The 23052-nt window shown below is 64.2% G+C and carries 16 protein-coding genes and 1 pseudogene; 10 read left to right on the top strand and 7 right to left on the bottom strand.

What is annotated here, in order from left to right; genetic code table 11:
* Window positions 1–6 precede the first annotated feature (6 nt).
* On the bottom strand, window positions 7–786 hold the full coding sequence (locus KVY23_RS08020; protein ID WP_230555988.1) for a hypothetical protein: 780 nt from the start codon (window positions 784–786) through the stop codon (window positions 7–9).
* Entirely contained in the window at window positions 783–1709 is a 927-nt protein-coding gene (locus KVY23_RS08015; RefSeq protein ID WP_374108702.1) for a hypothetical protein, read from the bottom strand. The genes KVY23_RS08020 and KVY23_RS08015 overlap by 4 nt, the downstream gene beginning before the upstream one ends.
* 94 nt (window positions 1710–1803) lie before the next feature.
* On the opposite strand from KVY23_RS08015, the gene lspA reads away from it, so the two are divergent.
* The 6 genes from lspA (at window position 1804) to dnaE (ending at window position 10243) form a co-directional block, all read left to right on the top strand.
* Window positions 1804–2502 carry a signal peptidase II gene (gene lspA, locus KVY23_RS08010; RefSeq protein ID WP_230556073.1) on the top strand — a complete coding sequence of 233 codons (699 nt, stop codon included), beginning with the start codon at window positions 1804–1806 and terminating at the stop codon, window positions 2500–2502.
* Window positions 2499–3425 (top strand): RluA family pseudouridine synthase, encoded by a 927-nt coding sequence (locus KVY23_RS08005; protein ID WP_075840567.1) that lies wholly within the window; start codon window positions 2499–2501, stop codon window positions 3423–3425. The genes lspA and KVY23_RS08005 overlap by 4 nt, the downstream gene beginning before the upstream one ends.
* Window positions 3425–4090: a hypothetical protein gene (locus tag KVY23_RS08000; protein ID WP_230555986.1), complete on the top strand. Its 666-nt coding sequence runs from the start codon at window positions 3425–3427 to the stop codon at window positions 4088–4090. The genes KVY23_RS08005 and KVY23_RS08000 overlap by 1 nt, the downstream gene beginning before the upstream one ends.
* Before the next feature lie 79 nt (window positions 4091–4169).
* On the top strand, window positions 4170–5954 hold the full coding sequence (locus KVY23_RS07995; protein ID WP_230555985.1) for a DUF2207 domain-containing protein: 1785 nt from the start codon (window positions 4170–4172) through the stop codon (window positions 5952–5954).
* Between the two features lie 36 nt (window positions 5955–5990).
* On the top strand, window positions 5991–6560 hold the full coding sequence (locus KVY23_RS07990) for a LemA family protein (RefSeq protein ID WP_230555984.1): 570 nt from the start codon (window positions 5991–5993) through the stop codon (window positions 6558–6560).
* Window positions 6561–6706: 146 nt separating this feature from the next.
* Window positions 6707–10243, top strand: a complete 3537-nt coding sequence (gene dnaE, locus KVY23_RS07985; protein WP_230555983.1) for a DNA polymerase III subunit alpha — start codon at window positions 6707–6709, stop codon at window positions 10241–10243.
* 45 nt (window positions 10244–10288) lie between these two features.
* Here dnaE and KVY23_RS07980 read toward each other — a convergent pair whose 3' ends face one another.
* Window positions 10289–10525 (bottom strand): hypothetical protein, encoded by a 237-nt coding sequence (locus KVY23_RS07980; RefSeq protein ID WP_075840700.1) that lies wholly within the window; start codon window positions 10523–10525, stop codon window positions 10289–10291.
* Between the two features lie 270 nt (window positions 10526–10795).
* Here KVY23_RS07980 and KVY23_RS07975 point away from each other — a divergent pair, with 270 nt between their 5' ends.
* The 3 genes and pseudogenes from KVY23_RS07975 to ilvA all read left to right on the top strand — a co-directional run bounded on the left by KVY23_RS07975 (window position 10796) and on the right by ilvA (window position 14435).
* Window positions 10796–11230 (top strand): nitroreductase family deazaflavin-dependent oxidoreductase, encoded by a 435-nt coding sequence (locus tag KVY23_RS07975; protein ID WP_230555982.1) that lies wholly within the window; start codon window positions 10796–10798, stop codon window positions 11228–11230.
* A gap of 13 nt (window positions 11231–11243) precedes the next feature.
* Window positions 11244–13018: pseudogene (locus tag KVY23_RS07970) on the top strand (pyruvate dehydrogenase).
* A 43-nt stretch (window positions 13019–13061) separates the two neighbouring features.
* A complete protein-coding gene (gene ilvA, locus KVY23_RS07965; RefSeq protein ID WP_206509740.1) occupies window positions 13062–14435 on the top strand; it encodes a threonine ammonia-lyase IlvA in 1374 nt (457 codons plus the stop codon).
* On the opposite strand, the gene KVY23_RS07960 is transcribed toward ilvA, so the two are convergent.
* Entirely contained in the window at window positions 14423–14959 is a 537-nt protein-coding gene (locus tag KVY23_RS07960; RefSeq protein WP_230555981.1) for a TetR/AcrR family transcriptional regulator, read from the bottom strand. The two genes, ilvA and KVY23_RS07960, sit on opposite strands and share 13 nt — an antisense overlap.
* 119 nt (window positions 14960–15078) lie before the next feature.
* Between KVY23_RS07960 and KVY23_RS07955 the strand changes: the two genes are divergently transcribed.
* Window positions 15079–16590, top strand: coding sequence for an MFS transporter (locus tag KVY23_RS07955; protein WP_230556072.1), 1512 nt, complete (start codon window positions 15079–15081; stop codon window positions 16588–16590).
* A 3-nt stretch (window positions 16591–16593) separates the two neighbouring features.
* On the opposite strand, the gene treZ is transcribed toward KVY23_RS07955, so the two are convergent.
* The 3 genes from treZ to glgX are packed head-to-tail and all read right to left on the bottom strand — an operon-like array spanning window position 16594 to window position 23024.
* Complete coding sequence (gene treZ, locus KVY23_RS07950; protein ID WP_230555980.1) at window positions 16594–18333, bottom strand: malto-oligosyltrehalose trehalohydrolase; 1740 nt, start codon at window positions 18331–18333, stop codon at window positions 16594–16596.
* The gene (treY, locus tag KVY23_RS07945; RefSeq protein ID WP_230555979.1) at window positions 18330–20747 is read right to left on the bottom strand and encodes a malto-oligosyltrehalose synthase; all 2418 of its coding nucleotides are present in this window, start codon (window positions 20745–20747) and stop codon (window positions 18330–18332) included. Before treY ends, treZ begins: the two co-directional genes overlap by 4 nt.
* Window positions 20748–20750: 3 nt before the next feature.
* Complete coding sequence (gene glgX, locus KVY23_RS07940) at window positions 20751–23024, bottom strand: glycogen debranching protein GlgX (protein ID WP_230555978.1); 2274 nt, start codon at window positions 23022–23024, stop codon at window positions 20751–20753.
* Between the last annotated feature and the right edge of the window lie 28 nt (window positions 23025–23052).

Here is a 23052-nt window from a genome sequence, read left to right as displayed (position 1 = left end):
GCTGGGTCAGACGCCGGTGTTCGCGCCGCGGATCTTTTCGGCGGCGGTCTTCGCCAGGTCTGTGACGGCCGCGGGATCGGCGCCTTCCTGGCTGGTTACGACCAACTGCATCACCGTGCGGTCCACCACGGCCACCACTGCTTCGGAGACTAGGCTGAATCCCTCGCTCGTCGTGGTGAGCCGAACCGACGCGGACGCGTCGCCGATCGTTTCCTGATCTCGGGGTTCGAGTCGGTAGTCGACGGCGAAACCGTCGGCGTCGGTACCGGTGTAGGTGGCGCACCCGGCGAACGTCTCTTGCACGGCGCCGAACACCTGAGCGGCTTCGTCGTCGAGATAACTGGCGGCGTCCTCGTCGATCGAGGAGAAGTTCGGCCCGGAGTAGCGGACCACGGCATCGGAGGATGCATCCGCACGCTGTTCCGAGATCGGTGCGAGCACGTTCGCGCACTCGTCGGGATCGGTGCCGGATCGGTCCGGTGAGTCGTAATCGGGTGCCGGATCGAGCCCGAGATCGCGGACCGGATCGGGAATCGCTGCGTACCCGGCGGGGAGCTCCTGTGCCGCCAGCATCGACGACTCGAGCACTATCGGATCGGTGATAGTCGATCCCAGCAGTGGGTCCGGCGCGACACTCTGCGGGCCGAATCCACCTCCGGCCGGTACGGACGTGTCGGCGTCCGGAGCTTCGCTTTCGGGAGACCCACAGGCGACCAGACCGGCGACCGCGACCACAGAGGCGAACGCAGAGACAAACGCGGGGGCGACCGCACGTGCGCGCCTCACGGGGTGCTCCACCGGAGTGTGTCGCTGATGTCCTGCCGCAACACCGTCGTCCCCTCGGGGTCGCTGTACTGCTGCTCACCCGCGACGGTGACTTCGCCGGACACAGGTAGCGATCGACCCAGGTCGAACTCGAGCGTGCCGGTACCGGACATCGTGTATGTATCGATCGCCAATTGGCCTGCATCGTCGGGCAGTTCCAGCGTCGCCGACTCGGGCGTCTGATCGATGCGCAGATCGATGGTCAGGCGGTCGCCGTCTCGCTCTCGTAGCGTGGCCGTAGTTGTCTGATTGAGCGTCAACCCGCTGACGACCTGCTGCTCTGTGGTCCAGACAGCGCCCACTCCGACGTCCTCGGACGGGAAAGAGATCGAACGGTACACGGCTTGATTGAGCGCCTGTTCTATCGCGGCCCGGGCAGCATCCTCGGCGTCGGCATTCGGCGAGATACTCAGGGCGGTGACGGCGCCGGTGTCGGTGACCGTCAGCCCCGCTTCGGATCCTTCGGCGACGGCAAGGGCCTCGGTCAGCCGCTGGTCCGCGGACATAGGTGTCCCGATGCGGAGTCTGATCTCACCGCCTGCGTCGGACTCCGGTGCCTGGGCGGTCAACGGCAGGGTGATTTCAGGGGTGGAGAAGTCCTGTGCCGCCTGGTCGTCGATCTGCTGGGAGACAGTCGAGCTCGTCGTCAACACCACCGACTGCTCTCCGGCCGGCTCGTAGGTCAGGGAACTGCGGGGTTCTGCTCCAGGGTCGACCAACTCGATCGTCACCGGGGTGACCGGAAGAGATATCGCCGACGGTGACGTGGACACGTCGGTGTCCGTCGGCGCATCGTCCTCGGCGGTACCGCACCCTGCCAGCAGAAGAGCCGCGGCCGTGGCGGCGGCAAGCGCACGCAGACGCTGTGTCGAAGTTTCGGAAATCGAGATCACGGCCACCAGGCTACGTATGCCGCTCCCGCCGCGAACACACGCGATGCCGGCCGCCGGAGGTCCTGTTGGCGGCGCCATCGCGATGATGCGACATGATAGAGGTGTGAGTGATGACCGCCCGACCGATTCGACCAGCCATGAAACCGATGAACAAAGCCTGGATTCTGCCCTGAACTCCGGTGACGAATCAGCGACGCCCGTCGAAACGCCGCCGGACGGTAGCGAGCCCGCCGCGGCTTCTGTGGCTACCGCGGCGCCGAAGCCGCTCAGAACTTCCATGCTGGTGACGATCGCCCTCGTCGTCCTCGCGTTGGATCTGGTCACCAAGATCGCGGCAGTGCGGTGGATTCAACCGGGCAATCCCGTCGAGATCATCGGCGATGTCGTCACTCTTCGACTGGTACGCAACCCCGGGGCGGCGTTCTCGATGGCAACCGGGATGACGTGGCTTCTCACCATCGTCGCGGTGTGCGTGGTCATCGCTGTCATTCGGATCGGGCGGACACTGCGTTCGCCGCTGTGGGCCCTCGGCCTCGGCCTCGTTCTCGGTGGCGCGCTGGGCAACTTGATCGATCGTTTCTTCCGCGCGCCGGGTCCGCTGCAAGGCCACGTCGTCGACTTCGTTTCGGTGGGGTGGTGGCCGGTGTTCAACGTCGCCGACTCGTCGATCGTGTGTGGTGCCATCATGCTCGTGGTGCTGACGCTCTTCGGGTTCGAACCCAACGGCGAGCGTGTGCGGTCCACCAAGGACGATGCCGATACGAAGTCGGCGGGTCGAGAATGAGGGAATCACGATCGATGCCGGTGCCGGACGGCCTCGACGGCATGAGAGTGGATGCGGGAGTGTCGCGGCTTCTCGGTCTCTCGCGAACCGTCGCGGCGACTCTGGCAGAGGAAGGCTCGGTGCACGTCGACGGCTCGGCTGTAGGCAAGTCCGATCGATTGTCGGCGGCAACCTGGCTCGAGGTGCAACTGCCCGAACCAGCACGCGAACTGAGCATCGAAGCCGAACCCGTCGAGGGCATGGAGATTCTCTACGCGGACGACGACATCGTTGCCGTGGACAAGCCCGTCGGTGTCGCGGCACACGCCAGCGTCGGATGGACCGGCCCAACCGTCATCGGGGGCCTGGCTGCAGCGGGTTTCCGAATCTCGACTTCGGGTGCACACGAGCGTCAGGGGATCGTGCATCGTCTGGATGTGGGTACGTCCGGGGTGATGGTCGTCGCGACCTCCGAGCGTGCGTACACGTTGCTCAAGCGAGCGTTCAAGCAGCGGACGATCGAGAAGCGCTATCACGCTCTCGTGCAGGGGCACCCGGATCCGAGTAGCGGAACCATCGATGCGCCCATCGCTCGGCACGGTAGCAACGACTGGAAGTTCGCGGTGCGCGCAGATGGCAAGGAGAGTGTCACTCACTACGACACCATCGAGGCTTTTCAGGCGGCGAGCCTGCTGGATGTGCACCTCGAGACCGGACGTACGCACCAGATCCGCGTGCACTTTTCGGCGTTGCGGCATCCGTGCTGCGGTGATCTGACGTACGGGGCGGATCCGCGTCTTGCGGAAAGGCTCGGCCTCGAACGACAGTGGTTGCATGCGAAATCGCTGGCATTCGCACACCCGTCCGATGGCCGGTGGGTGGAAATCGAAAGCAAGTACCCCGCGGATCTGGAGCACGCGCTCGAGGTACTCCGGAAGGCGTGATGCGCAGCAGGGGAGCCTCCGGTGCGCTCGGCGGCGTGGTTGCCGCTGCTGCCGTGATCGGGGCACTCGCCGTGATCGGGCACCTGAATCCGGTGCGGCAATTGGGTGTGAGCACCGACCGGCTCGGCCCGGACAGCGGTGAGCCGGTGGCCGACTACCTGGCCCGCGCCGAGGAGAGTCGCGATACCGACAGCACCGAACCTCGATGGGGCTCGGTGTCGTTCGATCGCGAACTCACTGCCGAACAGGCCTATGCCGTCGCCGACGGGATTCGCATCTCGCAGGTGTTGGTGCGTGTTCCGCTCGATCGTGTGCAGACTCCGATACTCACCGTCGGAGTGTCGGGCAGCGCACGGTCGGTACTGAATTCGACCGTGCGTGCAGCGAGCCAGGTGCAGGGATCGTTCGGGGTGGGGGACCGGGAGGCGCAGATCGCCGCGGTGTCGCAGCAACGTCTGCTCGACGGGTGCGCGTGCGTGGTGACGGTGGTGGTGCGCGGGACTGCGGCCGAGTTGACCGAGGTGGCCGACCGGGCTGACGTGCGGGCGGTGCAGGCGCTTCCACCGGATGTAGTGTCCGGAAAGTTTGCGGTGGAGCCGCTCCTCCCGGAGTACGTCGATGTCGTCGCGCCGCTACCCGACGACGGCGACGTTCCCTCGCGCTGAGAATGCTGCACAGTTCCGGTGGCACCGGGGCCCGCCGGAGTGCATAGTTGCTGCAGTTCATCGGCTGCCGGAGGGGCACGTGAAGAGAATCGGTGCGGTAGTGGTTCTGCTGATACTCTCCGCCGCCGGTCTACTGTGGCCCGTGATCGTGGCGTCGATACCCGCGTCGTCGTCGGCAGCGTCCGATCCGGTGTCGATCGTCGACTACTCCGCGCGCTACGACATTCAGGTCGACGGGCATCTGAGCGCCGTGGAGACCATCACCGCGCAGTTTCCTTCGGGTAGGCACGGCATCTTCAGATACTGGGACGTCACGAACCCGACCGACAGTGGTGCTCGGCAGATCCCCACCGTGTCGTCGGTCACGCTGGACGGCCGCGACGTTCCGGTCGAGTACAGCACGGAGTCTGCCGAACGCTATGTCGTGGCGAAGATCGGAGACCCGAATTCCTATGTTTCGCAGGGTGTTCACGTGTACGAGATCTCGTACACCGTCGAAGGTGTCATCGATCCTCCTTCGGCCGGTGCAGGTGATTTTGCCACCGTGGTCGGTGACGCTTCGGCCTCGGCGCAGTCGGTCTTCTACTGGAACGTCGTCGCCCCGGGCTGGGAGATGCCGATTCGGCAGGCGAACGTAGTCGTGACACTTCCCGCTCCGTCCGGTCGGGTCGAATGTTCGGCGGACGACCGGAACGCACAGCCCTGCGCGGTCGGTGGAGAGGGCACCGATGTGGTGACGATTGCGGCGTCGGACCTCGATCCCCGACAGCCGGTCACCGTACGAATCGGGATGAATCTCCCCGCACCTGCGCGCGACATCCTGCCCTGGTCGTCGTCGTTCGACAAGGTTCTGGGGCGCTCGCCCGCGGTCGCCACCCTGGTCGGGCTGCTCGGCCTCATCGGCCTGGCTGCCGGGTGGGTGTGGGCGCGAGCTGCGCACGAGCCGGAACCTGGGTTCCCGGTGATGTACGCGCCGCCGGAGGGGATCGGACCGGTACAGGCGAACTGGATCCACAGCGAGAGCTTCGGGTCGACAACGCTGTCGAGTTCGTTCTTGCACATGGCCCAGCAGGGGGTCGTCACGCTCCGACAGCAGGGCACCGAGGATTGGCGGATAGTCGGCAACGACGACGGCCCTGGCTGGAGCCGCATGGATCGTGTCACCGTGGCACTGGGAGCCTGCCTCGGTGTCACGCGACGCGGCGCTGGGTTCTCGGCCGACGGTTCGGTGTCGGCCGGCAAGACACTGAGTTCCGCCAAGGCACTGACCGAGGCCGAGTGCAAGGCGTGGGGCCGCGACGAACACCTGGTCGTGTCCTCGAAGTTCGAGTACCTCGGGGCCTGCCTCGTCGTGCTGGCCTTCGTACTCGCGATCGTCGGCTTCGTCGGATGGCTGGCACCGACGATGGCGGGAGTGCCGTTCGCGGCGTTCGTCATCGGCGGACGAGCGCTCACGCGTCCGGGAACCGGAACGCGCAGGACGGCACGCGGACGCGAAGTATGGTCCCGTACAGGCGGATTCCGCCGCCTGCTGTCCACCCCGTCCAGCGTCGACAGGTTCGACTTCTCGGCGCGTGCGGACATGTACACCGCGTTCGTCCCCTATGCCGTCGGTTTCGGGGTCGCGGAGCAATGGGCGAAGAAGTTCCGCGACGCGACGGGCACCGAGCCGCCGACGCCGACGTGGTATCCGGTCACCGCGGGAACCTCGCACGGCTTCCTCGGATCGGGGACCTCGTTCGACAGTTTCGACTCGGCGTTGTCGTCGTCGATCAGTTCCTACGAGGCGACGCAGTCCTCGTCCTCGTCCTCGTCGGGTGGTGGCGGTGGTGGTGGTGGCGGTGGTGGTGGTGGCTCCTGGTGACACGGCAACGATCTGCAGCGAAAGGTGGGTAACTCCATGGTTGTGACAGCAGTGGTGATTCTTGTGGTGGCGGTAGTGGCGGTCGGCGCGCTGTTCGTCGTCGGCTTCAACAAGCTCAGATCTGCTGATGTATCCGCTCAGGAAGCGCTCGGCGGCATCGATGTGCAGCTCACGCGTCGGGCAGACCTGATCCCGAATCTGGTGACGACCGTGAAGGGATATGCCGCCCACGAGAAATCTGTTCTCGAGGCGGTGACGGCAGCGCGAACGAGCGTGTCGAAGGCCACGGCATCGGGCACGGTCGGGGAGAAGGCCGCCGCCGATGCGCAGCTGGACAAGGCCGTGATCGACGTCCTCGCGGTGGCCGAGAACTATCCGGACCTGAAGGCGTCCGCCAATTTCCTCGATCTACAGCGGCAACTGGCGGACACCGAGAACCAACTCTCCTTCGCCCGCCAGTACTACAACGATGCGGTCGCAACGCTGAACAAGCTTGTCGTGACGATCCCGTGGCTACTGTTCGCCGGCATCGCGGGGGTGCGCGAGCGGGAGTTTTACCGAGCAGCGTCCGATCAGCAGCAGGGACCGCCGCCGATTTCGTTCTGAAGCAGAGGATCGGTCTCTTCCGTCACACCTGTCACGTCCTCCCAGGACACACCGTCAGCGTGAAAATTCTGTCGGTCGGACCGCTTACAGTGGGTACGTTCGCGGCTCGTATTTCGACAACGCACGACCTTCAGGAGAGAACCTTCGTGGCCGACTCGTTCGTTCATTTGCACAACCACACCGAGTACTCGATGCTCGACGGGGCCGCCAAGATCGCGCCTATGTTCGCAGAGGCCGCGCGCCTCGAGATGACGGCAGTCGGAATGACCGACCACGGCAACATGTACGGCGCGAGCGAGTTCTACAACGAGGCCAAGAAGGCCGGAATCAAACCGATCATCGGTATCGAGGCGTACATCGCTCCCGAGTCGCGATTCAACAAGAAGCGTGTGTTGTGGGGCGATCGCAGCCAGAAGTCGGACGACGTATCCGGTAGTGGCGCGTACACGCACATGACGATGGTCGCCGAGAACGCAACCGGAGTACGGAACCTTTTCAAGCTGTCCTCGCTGGCCTCGATCGAGGGTCAGCTGGGCAAGTGGGCGCGCATGGACGAGGAGATCATCGCGAAGCACGCCGAAGGAATTATCGCGACCACCGGGTGCCCGTCGGGTGAGGTACAGACGCGGCTGCGTCTCGGCCAGGATCGGGAGGCCCTCGAAGCGGCAGCCAAGTGGCAGGAGATCTGGGGCCCGGAGAACTTCTTCCTCGAACTGATGGACCACGGACTGTCGATCGAGCGGCGCGTGCGCGAAGGGCTGATCGACATCGGCAAGAAGCTGTCGATCCCGCCTCTAGCCACGAACGACTGCCACTATGTCACCAAGGATGCAGCGGAAAACCACGAAGCGCTGCTCTGCATTCAGACCGGCAAGACCCTGAGTGACCCGACCCGCTTCAAATTCGACGGCGACGGCTACTACCTCAAGTCCGCAGCAGAGATGCGGGCGCTGTGGGATGACGAGGTGCCCGGCGCGTGCGACAGCACGCTGCTCATCGCCGAGCGTGTCCAGCCGTACGACGAGGTGTGGGCGCACCGCGATCGCATGCCCGTCTTCCCTGTCCCCGAAGGCGACACCCAGGGTTCTTTCCTGACCAAAGAGGTCGACCGTGGCCTCGAATGGCGATTCCCCGACGGTGTTCCACAGGAATACCGTGATCGCGCCAAGTATGAGATCTCCGTCATTCTCGAGATGGGTTTCCCCGCGTACTTCCTCGTCGTCGGCGACCTCATCGCGTACGCACGTTCGGTCGGTATCCGCGTCGGACCGGGTCGTGGATCGGCAGCAGGCTCACTCGTCGCGTACGCGATGGGTATCACCAACATCGACCCGCTTCCGCACGGCCTGCTCTTCGAGCGATTTCTCAACCCCGAGCGTGTGTCTATGCCCGATATCGACATCGACTTCGATGATCGTCGCCGCGGCGAGATGGTGCGGTACGCCACCGAGAAGTGGGGCAGCGATCGCGTCGCACAGGTCATCACGTTCGGCACCATCAAGACCAAGGCTGCGATCAAGGACTCGGCGCGAGTCCAGTTCGGGCAGCCGGGATTCGCGATCGCCGACCAGATCACCAAGGCTCTGCCGCCGCCGATCATGGCCAAGGACATCTCGGTGGCCGGGATCACCGATCCGGCCAACGAGCGGTACAAGGAAGCGACCGAGGTCCGAGCGCTCATCGACTCGAACCCCGACGTCGCCACCATCTACAAGACCGCGCGCGGACTCGAGGGCCTCATCCGCAACGCCGGCGTGCACGCCTGCGCGGTCATCATGTCCTCGGAGCCGCTGACCGACGCCATTCCGGTGTGGAAGCGCGCCCAGGACGGCGCGATCATCACCGGCTGGGACTACCCGTCGTGCGAGGCGATCGGCCTGCTCAAGATGGACTTCCTCGGTCTGCGCAACCTGACGGTCATCGGTGACGCGATCGACAACATCAAGAGCAACCGGGGGATCGAGGTCGATCTCGACACTCTCGGTCTCGACGATCCAGCGACGTACGAATTGTTGGCGCGTGGTGACACGCTCGGTGTGTTCCAGCTCGACGGCAGCGCTATGCGAGACCTGCTGCGCAGGATGCAACCCACAGGCTTCGAGGACATCGTCGCCGTTCTGGCGCTGTACCGCCCGGGGCCGATGGGCATGAACGCGCACAACGACTATGCCGACCGCAAGAATGGTCGTCAAGACGTCAAGCCGATTCACCCCGAGCTCGAGGAACCGCTCGCCGAGATCCTGAAGGACACGTACGGCCTGATCGTGTATCAGGAGCAGATCATGCAGATCGCGCAGAAGGTCGCCGGATACTCGCTCGGTCAGGCCGATATCTTGCGCCGCGCCATGGGTAAGAAGAAGCTCTCGGTGCTGGAGGAGGCATACGCCGGTTTCCGCGAGGGGATGCTCGCCAACAGCTTCTCGGAACCTGCGATCAAGGCGTTGTGGGACACGATTCTCCCGTTCGCCGGTTACGCGTTCAACAAGTCGCACGCAGCTGGATACGGGTTGGTGTCCTACTGGACCGGTTACCTCAAGGCCAACTATCCCGGCGAATACATGGCGGGTCTGCTCACCAGCGTCGGCGACGACAAGGACAAGTCGGCCATCTATCTGGCCGACTGCCGCAAGCTCGGCATCACCGTTCTGCCACCGGACGTCAACGAATCCGAGCTCAACTTCGCCTCGGTCGGCAAGGACATTCGCTTCGGTCTGGGCGCGGTCCGCAACGTGGGCACCAATGTGGTGGCGTCGATCATCAGGGCACGCGAGGAGAAGTCGAAGTACACGGACTTCTCCGACTACCTGAACAAGATCGATGCGACCGCCTGCAGCAAGAAGGTCACCGAGTCGCTGATCAAGTCCGGAGCGTTCGACTCGCTCGAGCATCCTCGCAAGGGCTTGATGCTCATCCACGCCGACGCGATCGACTCGGTGATGGGGACGAAGAAGGCCGAGGCGATCGGTCAGTTCGATCTCTTCGGTGGTGAGGACGCCGACGAGTCGATTTCGGCGGTATTCAATGTCCGCGTCCCCGAAGAGGAATGGGAATCCAAGCATCGGTTGGCGCTCGAGCGCGAGATGCTCGGTCTCTACGTCTCGGGTCACCCGCTGCTCGGCGTCGAGCACATGCTCGCGGCGCAATCCGATACCAACATCCCCGCGATCCTCGAAGGTGATGTCAAGGACGGCACCCAGGTCACTATCGGCGGCATCCTGGCCTCGGTGAATCGCCGCGTCAACAAGAACGGTTTGACGTGGGCGTCGGCGCAGCTCGAGGACCTCGTCGGCGGAATCGAGGTGTTGTTCTTCCCGCAGGCTTATTCGGTGTTCGGGGCGGACGTCACCGAGGACTCCGTGGTGCTGGTGAAGGGGCGCGTGTCGGTCCGCGACGACCGAACATCACTGATCGCGAACGATCTTGCGGTTCCGGACCTGTCGGCAGTGGGCGTCGCGAAACCGCTGGCGGTCAGCCTGCCGACGCGGTTGTGCACAGCGGACAAGGTCGGTGCCCTCAAGAAGGTGCTGATGAGTCATCCGGGAACGTCGGATGTGCACCTACGGTTGGTGAGCGGTGACAAGGTCACAGCCATGAAGCTCGACGACAGCTTGCGGGTCACTCCCACCTCAGCGCTGATGGGTGACCTCAAAGCGTTGCTCGGTCCAGGCTGCCTCGCCGGCTGACGGTCTCGCGTCCGAACGGGCTCGCTTTCGAATGCCGACGCCGGGTCAGTCGCGTGAGCGGCGCTCGAGGAGAAGTAGCGACCACCAGGCGAGAACGGTCGTCGCGGCGCTGGTGAGAACCGCTATCTGTAGCGACGTCGTCAGCGCTAGTGTGCCGACGAAGATCGCAATTCCGAGTACGAGTGCCTCGACCTTGTACACCGGCCACGCGATACCCGCGATGTCGACCGTGTTCGGACGCCGATGCTGACGAGTCGATGTGCTCGGGACTACGTACGTCATCCGATCTCTCCGTTCGGCGATGCTGTCTACCCGCATCAGGGTATACGTAATGCAGGATTCGGTCCACCGAACTTTCTGCTGCCCCCTCTTTTTTCGCACTTTTTTTCGCACTTTTTTCGGCATGAATGGTCCCTTGTAACCGTCTAGCCGTTGTGATGGTCCATTCATGCGGGCGCGGGGCGGACACATGCGGGCGCGGGGCGGACACATGCGGGCGCGGGGCAGGGTTTGTCTGGCGCTGGCGGGGTACAGGAGTGTTGACTGGATGTCATGCCACTTACAGGAGAATATGAACCGAGCACGATGGATTGGGCGCGCAAGCAGGCCGAGCTTCTCGAACGTTCCGGCGGCACCGAGGGAACGACGCTCAACGGTATGCCGGTTGTCTTGATGACGACCAAGGGCAACAAGACCGGCAAGCTTCGTAAGACACCGTTGATGCGGGTCGAACACGACGGGGAGTACGCCGTGGTCGCCTCGCTGGGCGGCGCGCCGAAGCATCCGGTCTGGTACTACAACGTCAAAGCCGAACCTCTGGTGGAGCTCCAGGACGGTCCGGACAAGGCCGATTACCTTGCCCGCGAGGTGAGCGGTGACGAGAAGGCAGTGTGGTGGGACCGCGCCGTGGCGGCGTATCCCGACTACGCGGACTACCAGCGCAAGACCGACCGGGAGATCCCCGTTTTCGTGCTGACCAAAGTGTGAGGAAACAATCGAGTTGAGCCCCAGAACCGTTGCAGAACAGATAGTCGCGCAGCTGATCGAAGCCGGCGTAGAACGCATCTACGGCATAGTCGGCGACAGTCTCAATCCCATCGTCGACGCGGTCCGACGCAGTGGCGGTTCGAAAGACGGGGGGATCGACTGGGTGCACGTTCGGCACGAGGAGGCAGCGGCTTTCGCGGCCTCCGCCGAGGCCCAGCTGACCGGGAAGCTGGCGGTGTGCGCGGGTTCGTGCGGCCCTGGGAATTTGCATCTGATCAACGGTCTCTACGATGCCAACCGCTCGGGAGCTCCGGTGCTGGCCATCGCCTCACACATCCCGAGCGTGCAGATCGGGTCGAGCTTCTTCCAGGAGACGCACCCAGACCGGTTGTTCGTCGAATGTTCGGTGTACACAGAACTGATCAGTACCGCCGAGCAGTCGCCGCGCGTGATCCACTCCGCGGTGCAACACGCGGTCGGCAAGTCCGGAGTTGCAGTGGTGACGCTCCCCGGTGATATTGCGGATCAGGCGGTCGCCCGGGAGGCACCCGCGTTCGTGCGCACGGGTACGCCGTCGCTCGTTCCATCGATGGCAGACGTCGAGTCGCTCGCAGTCGCTGTGAACGAGGCGAGCACGGTGGCCATTTTCGCGGGCGCGGGTGTACGTGATGCGCGGGCCGAACTACTCGAGCTGGCGGAGGTTCTGGGTGCTCCGATCGGACACTCCCTGCGCGGCAAGGAGTTCGTTCAATACGACAATCCATTCGATATCGGCATGACCGGGCTCCTGGGGTACGGCGCCGCGCACGACGGTATTCACGACGCGGATCTGCTCCTGCTCGTCGGAACCGACTTCCCGTACGACCAGTTTCTTCCGGACGAGGTTCGTACTGCACAGATCGACAGTGCAGCCGAAAATCTGGGCCGCAGAACAAGTCTCGATCTGGCCGTGCACGGTGATGCCAAGGCGACGATGGCGGCACTGCTGCACCGGGTGCACCGCAAAAACGATCGCAAATTCCTGCAGAGCACGCTTGATCGTCATAACACCCTGATGACGAAGGTAGTCGGCGCATACACCAAGCCTGTCAAGCAGCGCACCCCGATCCACCCCGAATTTGCGGCCTCGATTCTCGACGACCTTGCCGCGGAGGACGCCGTTTTCACCGCGGACACCGGTATGTGCAACGTGTGGAGCGCCCGCTACCTGAACCCCAACGGACGCCGCAGGTTCCTCTCGTCGGCGCTGCACGGCTCCATGGCCAACGCGCTCCCACACGCGATCGGCGCGCAGGTTGCACTGCCGGCACGGCAGGTCGTGTCCATGTCAGGTGACGGTGGACTGTCCATGCTGATGGGTGAGCTGGTGACCGTTGCCATGTATCGCCTGCCGGTCAAGATCGTCGTGTTCAGCAACTCGACCCTCGGGATGGTGAAACTCGAGATGCTCGTCGAAGGATTGCCCGACTTCGCCTCGACGTTCCCGCCACCGACTATGCCGCCGTGGCGTCGGCGCTGGGCATGTTCTCGGTGCGGATCGAGGATCCGTCGGATCTCGATTCGGGAATTCGTTCGGCACTAGAACACGACGGGCCAGCGCTGGTCGACATCGTGACCGATCCCAACGCACTGTCGTTGCCGCCCAACATCACCGGCGGGCAGATCAAGGGATTCGCGCTGGCGATGTCGCGAACGGTGATGAACGGAGGCGTCGGCGAGGCCGTGCAGATGGCGAAGTCGAACTTGCGGAACGTACCGCTGCCGTCGCAGTTCGAGCCTCGGGGATAGTCCCGAGTCGGTTGTCCATGGTCACTGGTGGCAGCATGGACGCGTGGTCAATACCCCTGATGTCGCACCCTCTGATGTCGTCGACAGCACTCGTTCGTTCGCGGTCACCGCGGACGACATCGACGCGGCTGCCCGTCGAATTTCCGATGTCGTGGCAGCAACACCTCTCCAGTACTGCGAGCGCTTGTCTGCCGTCACCGGCGCGCACGTCTACCTCAAGCGTGAAGATCTGCAGATCGTGCGCTCGTACAAGATCCGGGGCGCATACAACCTGATGTCGCAGCTGACTCCCAAGGAGTTGGCAGTCGGAGTGGTGACCGCCAGTGCAGGCAACCATGCGCAGGGCGTCGCCTTCGCGTGTCGATCCATGAAGGTACGCGGCCGCATCTATGTGCCCGCGAACACGCCCAAGCAGAAACGTGACCGCATACTTGTGCACGGCGGCGATTACGTCGAGCTGATCTTGACGGGGGACACCTTCGACGCGGCTGCGGCTGCTGCCGCGGACGATGCGGAACGAACCGGTGCCACCATGGTTCCGCCGTTCGACGATCGTCGCACTGTGGCCGGTCAAGGGACCATTGCTGCGGAGATAATCGAGCAATTGGGGTCGCCGCCGGACACGGTCGTCATGCCTGTGGGCGGCGGCGGATGCATCGCCGGCATCTCCACCTACCTGCGCGAGAGGTCGCCGTCGACCGCCCTGGTCGGTGTCGAGCCGTCGGGAGCGGCATCGATGACGGCTGCGCTCGTCGCCGGAGGACCGGTGACGCTGACCGATATCGACCCGTTCGTCGACGGCGCCGCTGTTCGCCGCATCGGAGACGTCCCGTTCGAGGCTTTGCGTTCGCTGGGTGCGGAGGTGGTCACGCACGCGTCACTGCCACTGGTGGCGGTGCCGACATTCCCGGGGAGAACAGCAGACTCCGGGCCGTTTCTGATGACACAGGTCGACGAAGGTGCCATCTGCACAGCAATGCTCGAGTTGTATCAGAACGAGGGTGTCATCGCCGAGCCGGCCGGTGCGCTGAGTGTGGCCGCGCTGACGCATATCTCGGTGGCGCCGGGCAGCACCGTGGTGTGTCTGATCTCCGGTGGCAACAACGACGTGTCGCGATACGGGGAAATCCTCGAACGGTCACTGGTCCACCTCGGACTCAAGCACTACTTCCTGGTGGATTTTCCGCAGGAACCGGGTGCGCTCCGTCGGTTCCTCGACGAGGTGCTGGGGCCGGAGGACGACATCACGTTGTTCGAGTACGTCAAGCGCAACAATCGCGAGACCGGCGCCGCGCTGGTGGGAATCCAGTTGGGGGTCGCGACGGGTCTCAGTGCGCTGCTCGAGCGCATGCGGACCTCTCGTCTGCGGGTGGAACAACTCGAACCGGGTTCGCCCGCCTATCGCTATCTGACCTGATCCGGTCCGAGTAGGCGTTCGACGACGCGTCGATGCAGGTCCCGGTCCACGGGCGGTAGGTCGAGCAGGGCCCCGAGATAGATACCGTCGCCCACGAGTCGAACGATCTCGGCTGAGACCGGGTCCGGTATCTCCGACCGGAGTCCCTCGTCCCACAACCGCATTACCTCGGTGACCGCGCGGTGGATCTCGCCGGGGTTTCCGTCGACGCTGCGCAGCACGGCGAGTGTCGAGCGGAAGAGCGCCGTCTCCTTGTCCGAGATGGACCCCGGTGGTTGCAGGTACCACTGGGCGACGGTTGTGCCGCCCTCTGCGGCCTGTGCGCGCTGTTGATCGGATCGCTCGCCGAGCCGTCGGACCATCGCGGCGATCATCGCGTCCTTGGTGCTGAAGTGGTAGAGCAGCCCTCCCTTGGACACCCCGGCGTTTGACGCGACGGATTCCAGCGTCACTTTGCTCAAACCGTGATCGAGGAGCATTTCCTCCAGGGCGTCGAGTATCCGATCGCGTGTGTCCGATGACATGCCGCCCACTGTACCCAATCGACTTTACCGGCTGGACGGTTTACTGCTAGCTTGGCACTGTACCGGCTGGACGGTCAGTCCCCGGATGATTCGAGGAGAAGTCAGTGAGTGAGTTGCGCATGCCCAGCGTGCAACCGGAGGCACCCCAGCAGGCGACGCCCAGGGAGTGGCTCGGCCTTGTCGTCCTGGCGTTCGCGGTGCTCCTCGTCGCGGTCGACGGCACCGTTCTGGATCTGGCGCTGCCTTTCATCAGTGCTGATCTCGCACCCACCAGCAATCAGCTGCTCTGGATCATCGACGTCTACTCGTTCGTGTTGGCCGGACTGCTCATCACGATGGGCACATTGGGCGACCGAGTCGGAAGGCGCAACCTTCTACTCATCGGTGCTGCGGGCTTCGGCATCGCATCGGTGGTCGCGGCGTTCTCGACGAGCCCGGAGATGCTGATCGGAGCCCGCGTCCTGCAGGGCGTATCGGGTGCCACGCTGATGCCGGCAACCCTCGGCCTGATCCGCACCATGTTCTCCGATCCTCGGCAGCGCGTCATGGCCATCGGAATCTGGGGTGCCATGGCCGGCGGCGGCGCGGCCGGCGGCCCCCTCGTCGGAGGTTGGTTGCTCGAACACTTCTGGTGGGGTTCGGTCTTCCTGATCAATATTCCGGTGATGATCGCGCTCATCGGCTTCGGCCCACTGGTCATACCGGAATCGAAGGACCCGTTTCCCGGAAAGTTCGATCTCGTCAGCTCAGCACTGTCGATGCTTGCGCTCGTGCCGCTCGTCTACGCCGTCAAAGAGACCGTGGCGCATGGCATGGAACCAGCAACCGTTCTCGCCGCGGTGGTCGGAATTGTCTCCGGTGTGATGTTCGTACGCAGGCAGCGACGGCTCGCCGACCCGATGATCGATCTGCGCCTGTTCGCCAACCCCGCCTTCTCGACCGCGGTGTTCACGAACTTCCTGTCGGTCTTCGCCTTGGCCGGCGTGCTGTTCTTCGGCGCGCAGTATCTGCAACTCGTACTCGGCAACAGTCCGCTGCAGGCCGGACTGCTGTTGCTGCCAGGCACTGCTGCAAGCATCGTCGCCTCGCTGCTGGCGGCATACATGGTGCGGATCGTGGCGCCGGCGACGTTGCTGGCCGGGGGACTCGCGTTTGCCGCGATCGGTGCCGCCTCGCTCTACGGACTGCGCGTCGACAGCGGTCCGGCACTGTTCATCTTCGGGTTCGTGCTCGTCGGCGCCGGGGCGGGTGTTGCGCTGACACTGACCTCCGACCTCGTCGTCGGGGCGGTCGAACCCGAACGAGCAGGGGCGGCGTCCGCAGTGTCCGAGACTGCCTACGAACTCGGCATCGCACTCGGTGTAGCGATCCTGGGCACCGTCGTCATGTCGTTCTTCCGACGGGGTCTGGACGTCGGCAGTCTCAGCAGCGAACCGGCTGCCGCGGCTCGGGAAACACTAGGCGGCGCAGGCGCTGTCGCCGAGGATCTCCCGGCCGATATCGGTGCAGCGCTGACGGACTCGGCTCACGATGCCTTCGTCACCGGTATGCACGCGGCTGCGATCGCGACAGCAGTCGTGATGGCAGCCACGGCAATCGGCGTTCTGGTGCGTCTGCGGCCCCGTCGCTGACGATCACGCGCGAGGGTCAGCGAGAACCGCGAACGAGTGACCCGGAATCTTGGTCGCCGAACCGGTTTCGTCGGAGATCGGATCGGTCCACGCCAACAGCGACGTGCCGCCGACCGGAACGGTGACCTCGTTCTCCGACAGGTTGCACACCACTCGCAGTGAACCACGGTGCAGAACGATCCACCGCTCGTCCTCGTCGTAGTCGACGGTGAGATTCTCGAGCCAGGGATCGGTGATCTCGGCGAAGCGACGCCGCAACATCAGCAAGCCCCGGTAGGTATCCAGCAGTCGTGCGTGGTCGCCTGCGGAAAGCTCGGACCAGTCGAGCTTGGATCGAGTGAAGGTGTCCGGATCCTGCGGATCGGGGATGTCCGCGCTGTCCCAGCCGTGCTCGGCGAACTCCGCTTTTCTGCCCTCGGCAGTGGCCTTGCCGAGTTCGGGTTCGGGGTGACTGGTGAAGAACTGGAACGGCGTGGACGCCCCCCACTCCTCGCCCATGAACAGCATGGGCGTGTACGGAGAGGCCAGAACCAGTGCAGCTTTGACAGCGAGTTGCCCGGGGGATAGGTAGAAACCCGGCCTGTCGCCGATCGCGCGATTGCCGACCTGATCGTGCGTGGTGGTGTACGTGACGAACGAGCTTGCCGGAATGCGCCGTGTGTCCACCGGCCGACCGTGTGTACGACCCCGGAACGACGAGTAGGTGCCTGCATGGAAGAAACCCTGGCGCAGCGTGTTCGCCAAGGCTTGGAGGGATCCGAAATCGCCGTAGTACCCCTGCCGTTCACCGGAGACCGCGGCGTGAATCGCGTGGTGGATGTCGTCGTCCCATTGGGCGTCGAGCCCGAGACCGCCTCCGGACCGGGCGGTGACGAGGGTCGGATCGTTCAGATCGCTCTCCGCGATCAAGGTCAGTGGCCGCCCCAGATGTGCTGCGAGTCTGCGGGTGTCGATGGCCAGCTCTTCGAGAAGGTGCGTCGCGGTGTGGTCGACGATGGCGTGGACGGCGTCCAGACGCAGGGCATCGATATGGAACTCGGAAAACCAGCGCAGAGCATTCTCGATCGCGTAACGCCGTACCGCGCCGGAATCGGCCTCGCAGTAGTTGATCGCCTGACCCCAGCTGTTCGCTCCCTGGGCCATGTACGGGCCGAAGCGGTCCAGATAGTTGCCGGACGGTCCCAGGTGGTTGTAGACCACGTCCAGTACGACACCGAGTCCGCGGCGGTGGCACGCGTCGACGAGGCGCTGCAACCCGTCGGGGCCGCCGTAGGCCTCGTGGACGGTGTACCAGAGGACGCCGTCGTATCCCCAGTTGTGGGTTCCGTTGAACCCGTTGACCGGCATGATTTCGACGAAGGTGACACCGAGATCGACGAGGTAGTCGAGTTTGTCCACCGCGGCGTCGAAAGTACCTTCAGGAGTGAAGGTTCCGATGTGCAACTCGTAGATGACGCCACCGGGTAGCTGTCGCCCCGTCCACGTGGAATCGGTCCACGCTCCCTCGTCGAGACGATGTACCTGAGACCGCTCGTGCACACCCTCGGGTTGTCGAGGCGACCTGGGGTCCGGCAGGACGGTGTCGTCCTCGTCCAGGACGAAACCGTACCTGCTGTCGGGCGCCGCATCGACGTCGACGTACCACCAGCCGTCGGTGCCCTGGTGCATCGGATGCAGTTCTCCGTCCAGATGCAGACGGACGGTGTTCGGCGTCGGCGCCCATACCTCGAAGCGGTGGGTCATGCGTCGTTCTCTCCTGAACTCTCCGGGTTCTCTACGGTCGGTGTGTGACGCACCAGCAGCGCCACCGGCAACGCAGCGAACAAATCGGCGGCTGCGGCCTCGCCTACGTACGTGGTGCCGGTGAGCCGGTCTGTCCACTGCCCATCGGGTAATACCACTGCCGTCGAACCCCAACCCTCGGACTCGAGCTTCAGGGAATGCCGCGTCGCCAGGGCGATGACATCGGGCGCGCCGAGTACGGGTCCACGAGCGAAGCCGATCAGGTGGGACGAGGCGTCGCCTGTTGCGCACACGGATGCGTAGGTGCCGCCGACAAAACTGTCGGGACGGTCACGCCGAAGGCGAAGTGCTGCTCTGACGACCCAGAACTTGGCGGCGCCGGTGTGATCGAGAGTCGGTGTAGCCGTAGCGGCCAGGAGTTCGCGCCGAACCGAATAGTCGACCGGCCTACGGTTGTCCGGGTCGACCAGAGAGTCCTCCCAGAGCTCGGTGCCCTGATACACATCGGGTACTCCGGGGCCGACGAGGTGCAGGAGCTTCTGCCCCAGAGCGTCGCTACGGCCGTGCGGAGCGAGACGCGAGACCAGTGCTGTCATCGAATCCGCCACCGGACCTGCCATTACCGAATCCAGCCACTCGTGCACCGCGTTCTCGAAAGCCTCGTTCACCTCGATCCAACCGGTACCGAGGCCGGCCTCACGAATTGCCTTCTCCGCGTAAGCATGGACACGCTCGCGCAGCTCGTCGTCGATCCTGCCGTCGGCGGGCCATACGCCGAACAAGTTCTGCCACAGGAACAGAGCCGTGGAGCCGTCAGGTCCGGGGACGATTGCGTGCCAGTCTGCGATGCACCGTGCCCAGAGATCGGGAGTCTGCGACAGCACGCCGATTCGTGCCCTGACGTCCTCGCCTCGCTTGGTGTCGTGCGTGGACAAGGTGGTCATCGCGGCCGGCCAACGCACCGCGCGGTCGGCGTTCGCAAGGTGGAACTGGGCAGGAGTGGAACCGAATTGTGCTGGGTCGCCGCCGACTTCTTGAAGCGAGATCAATCGGGTCGCCCGATAGAACAGGCAGTCTTCGACGCTCTTGGCTGTCACCGCGCCGCAGACCTGCTCGAACCGAACTGCCGACTCGCGGTCCGCGATCAAGGCCGCGGCGAGTGCGTCCAATCCTGGCTCCAGCGCGGGTTCCGCACCCGCAACCGCGCCGAGCACTCGTGCGGTGGTCCCGGCGAGCGGCGAGTAGTCCGCGCGGTAGTACGGCATACGCGCGAGCACAGCAACGATCGCGCGGGTGACGACGTCGGCAGATACGTCGGTGCCGGTTTCGGTTCGAACCGCTCGGGCGAGTCTGCGCACCTCCGGTGCGAGATCCCCGCTTGCGACCGATTCCTTGAGTGCCTGTTCGCTCGCGTGCAACCATTCGCCGTCGCTGCGAGTACCTGTCTGCGCGAGAGACAGGTCCCCGAGTGCGGACGCACCCGAAGGGTCGACGAACACTCCACCGAGATCGGCGAGGGCGTCGTATCCGGTCGTGCCGTCCACCGGAAGCGACTCGTCGAGGGGTTCGCCGCGCGCGAGGATCTTCTCGATCACGAGCCAGCGATCATCGCCGATGAGCTCACGCAGTTCGGTGAGATACGCGCCGGGGTCGGCGAGACCGTCCGGGTGATCCACCCGCAGACCGTCTACCAGCCCCTCGGTCATCCAACTCGCGACCTGCTTGTGCGAGGCGGCGAACACGTCGAAGTCCTCCTGCCGCAGACCGGCGAGACCGTTCACCGAGAAGAACCGGCGATATCCGACGAGTCCTGCCTTCCAGCTCACCAATCGGTAGGCCTGACGGGCGTGAACGGCGCGCGCATCGTCGACGGCTGTGCCGTCGGCGGCCGAGTCGGTTCCCGCTGCGATGGGGAAGCGGTGCTCGTAGTAGGCGAGCAAGGCCTCGTCGCCGCTTCGATCGATGAACAGTTCCGAGGCGTCCTCGTCTGAGCCGAGGACGGGCAGGGCGATCTTGCCGTCGGTGCCGTTCTCCGGCGACCAGTCGATATCGAAGAAGGTGGCGTACTCCGACGCCTGCCCCTTGCCCAGGACATCCCACCACCATACGTTCTGACGCGGATTGTCGACACCGACATGATTGGGAACGATGTCGACGATCACGCCCATGCCGCGCGCATGCAGCTCGGCGACAAGTTCGATCAGAGCCTCACGCCCACCCAGTGCAGCGGAGACCGTCGTCGGGTCCACCACGTCGTACCCGTGTGTCGACCCTTCGGCCGCCGTCAGTATCGGAGACAGATAAGCGTGGGTGACACCGAGGTCGTCGAGGTAGTCGACGATTCCGCGAGCATCGTCGAGCGTGAAGCCGTCCCCACGCAGTTGAAGTCGATATGTGCTGGAGGGGATCGGCATATGTCAGTCCGTCTTTCGTAGAACGAGCAGTGACCGAGCGGCCACCTTCACCGGTGTACCCGCTTCGATGACATTCTCACTCGCTCCCGTTCGCGCGGCTGTGTCGAGCGCAACAGTCCACTCCTTGGCGTATTCACCGTCGGGTGTCTGGAACTCGATGGTCTCGTGATGCGCGTTGAAACACAGCAGGAACGAATCGTCGAGTACTTTCTCGCCACGCTGATTGGGCTCCGGAATGCCCTCGCCGTTGAGGAACACGGTCAAGCCCTTGCCGAATCCACTGTCCCAGTCCTCAGGAGTCATCTCCTCACCCGCAGGCGTCAACCACGCGATGTCTCGTGTCTGTTCGCCGCTTCGAATCGGTAGGCCTTCGAAGAAACGACGGCGACGAAACACCGGATGTTGATTACGCAGGGCGATGGCCGCCCTGGTGAACTCGATCAAGTCCGAGTTGGTCTTGGCGAGCGACCAGTCCATCCAGGCCAGTTCGGAGTCCTGGCAGTAGACATTGTTGTTGCCCTGTTGGGTGCGCCCCATCTCATCCCCGTGCGCGATCATCGGGGTGCCCTGGCTCAGCAGCAACGTGGCCATGATGTTGCGAATCTGGCGGGCGCGCAGGTCCAGAATCTCCGGGTCGTCGGTGGGGCCCTCGACCCCGCAGTTCCACGATCGGTTGTGGCTCTCGCCGTCGTTGTTGTCCTCGCCGTTCGCCTCGTTGTGTTTGTCGTTGTACGAGACCAGATCGTTCAGAGTGAAGCCGTCGTGCGCGATGACGAAGTTGATGCTGGCGCCGGGACGTCTGCCGGTGGCCTCGTAGAGGTCGGAGGACCCGGTGAGTCTGGATGCGAATTCCCCGAGGGTGGCCGGCTCGCCGCGCCAGTAATCGCGGACTGTGTCGCGGTACTTACCGTTCCACTCGGTCCACAGGCCTGGGAAGTTGCCGACCTGGTAGCCACCCTCGCCGATGTCCCACGGCTCGGCGATGAGTTTGACCTGGCTGACGATCGGGTCCTGTTGCACCAGATCGAAGAACGCGCTGAGGCGGTCCACGTCGTGCAGTTCGCGAGCCAGGGTGGACGCGAGATCGAAGCGAAATCCGTCCACGTGCATCTCGGTCACCCAATACCGAAGCGAGTCCATGATCAGTTGCAGCGTGTGCGGGTGTCGGGCGTTGAGGCTGTTACCGGTGCCGGTGTAGTCCATGTAGTGCGCGAGGTCGCCGTCGACGAGGCGGTAGTAGGCAGCGTTGTCGATGCCCCGGAAGCTGATGGTCGGGCCCATGTGATTGCCCTCGGCGGTGTGGTTGTAGACGACGTCGAGGATCACCTCGATCCCGGCTGCGTGGAACTCCCGCACCATCGCCTTGAACTCGGTGACCGCAGCACCTGCCGTGGGATTGGAGGAGTAGTCCGCGTGCGGGGCGAGGAACCCGAACGTGTTGTAGCCCCAGTAGTTGCGGAGTCCTTGGTCGAGCAGGGTCTGATCCTGCATGAACTGATGTACCGGCATCAGTTCGATCGCCGTGATGCCCAGATTTTGCAGGTGATCGATGATCACCGGGTGCGCCAGACCTGCGTACGTGCCCCGCAGCGACTCCGGCACGTCGGGATGCGCGATGGTCATGCCTTTGACGTGCGCCTCGTAGATGACCGTCTCGTGGTACGGACGCCTCGGCGCGCGATCGGCCTGCCAGTCGAAGAACGGGTTGATGACCACCGTGGTCATCGTGTGACCGAGTGAATCGTGCTGCGGAAAATCATCGCTGGAGGTCTCGTCGTGGGCGACGGGATCGGACTCGAGGATCGTCTTGTCCGAATCTGTCAGGTCGGTGGCATCCTCGAATGGCTTGTCTGCGTCAGCTGCCTCACCCTGCGGATCCGGCGCCGAAGGTTCCGGCATGTCGAGCGAATACGAGAACAGCGAGCGGTCTCCGTCGAACGCACCCTCGAACGCTTTGCCGTACGGGTCGAGGAGCAACTTGCTCGGATCGCATCGGTGACCGTGCGACGGGTCCCACGGTCCGTGTACCCGGTAGCCGTACTTCTGGCCGGGGATCACCGATGGCAGGTAGGCGTGCCAGACGTAGCCGTCGGACTCTTCGAAACGGATGCGGGTTTCGGTTCCGTCATCGGCTATCAAGCAGAGGTCGACCGCCTCCGCGACCTCGGAGAACAGCGCGAAGTTGGTACCGGCCCCGTCGTAGGTCGCGCCCAGCGGATATGCGCTTCCCGGCCAGACTTCGACGGCGGGTGATTCGGTGGGTGCGTCCTGTGACATGAGTGCAACTTTACTGTGGCCGCCGGTA

This window comes from Rhodococcus sp. I2R (assembly GCF_020889545.1).
Taxonomy (GTDB): Bacteria; Actinomycetota; Actinomycetes; order Mycobacteriales; family Mycobacteriaceae; genus Rhodococcoides.
The sequence above is the reverse complement of the archived record's forward strand: the minus strand, read 5'-3'. Positions and strand labels throughout refer to the sequence as shown.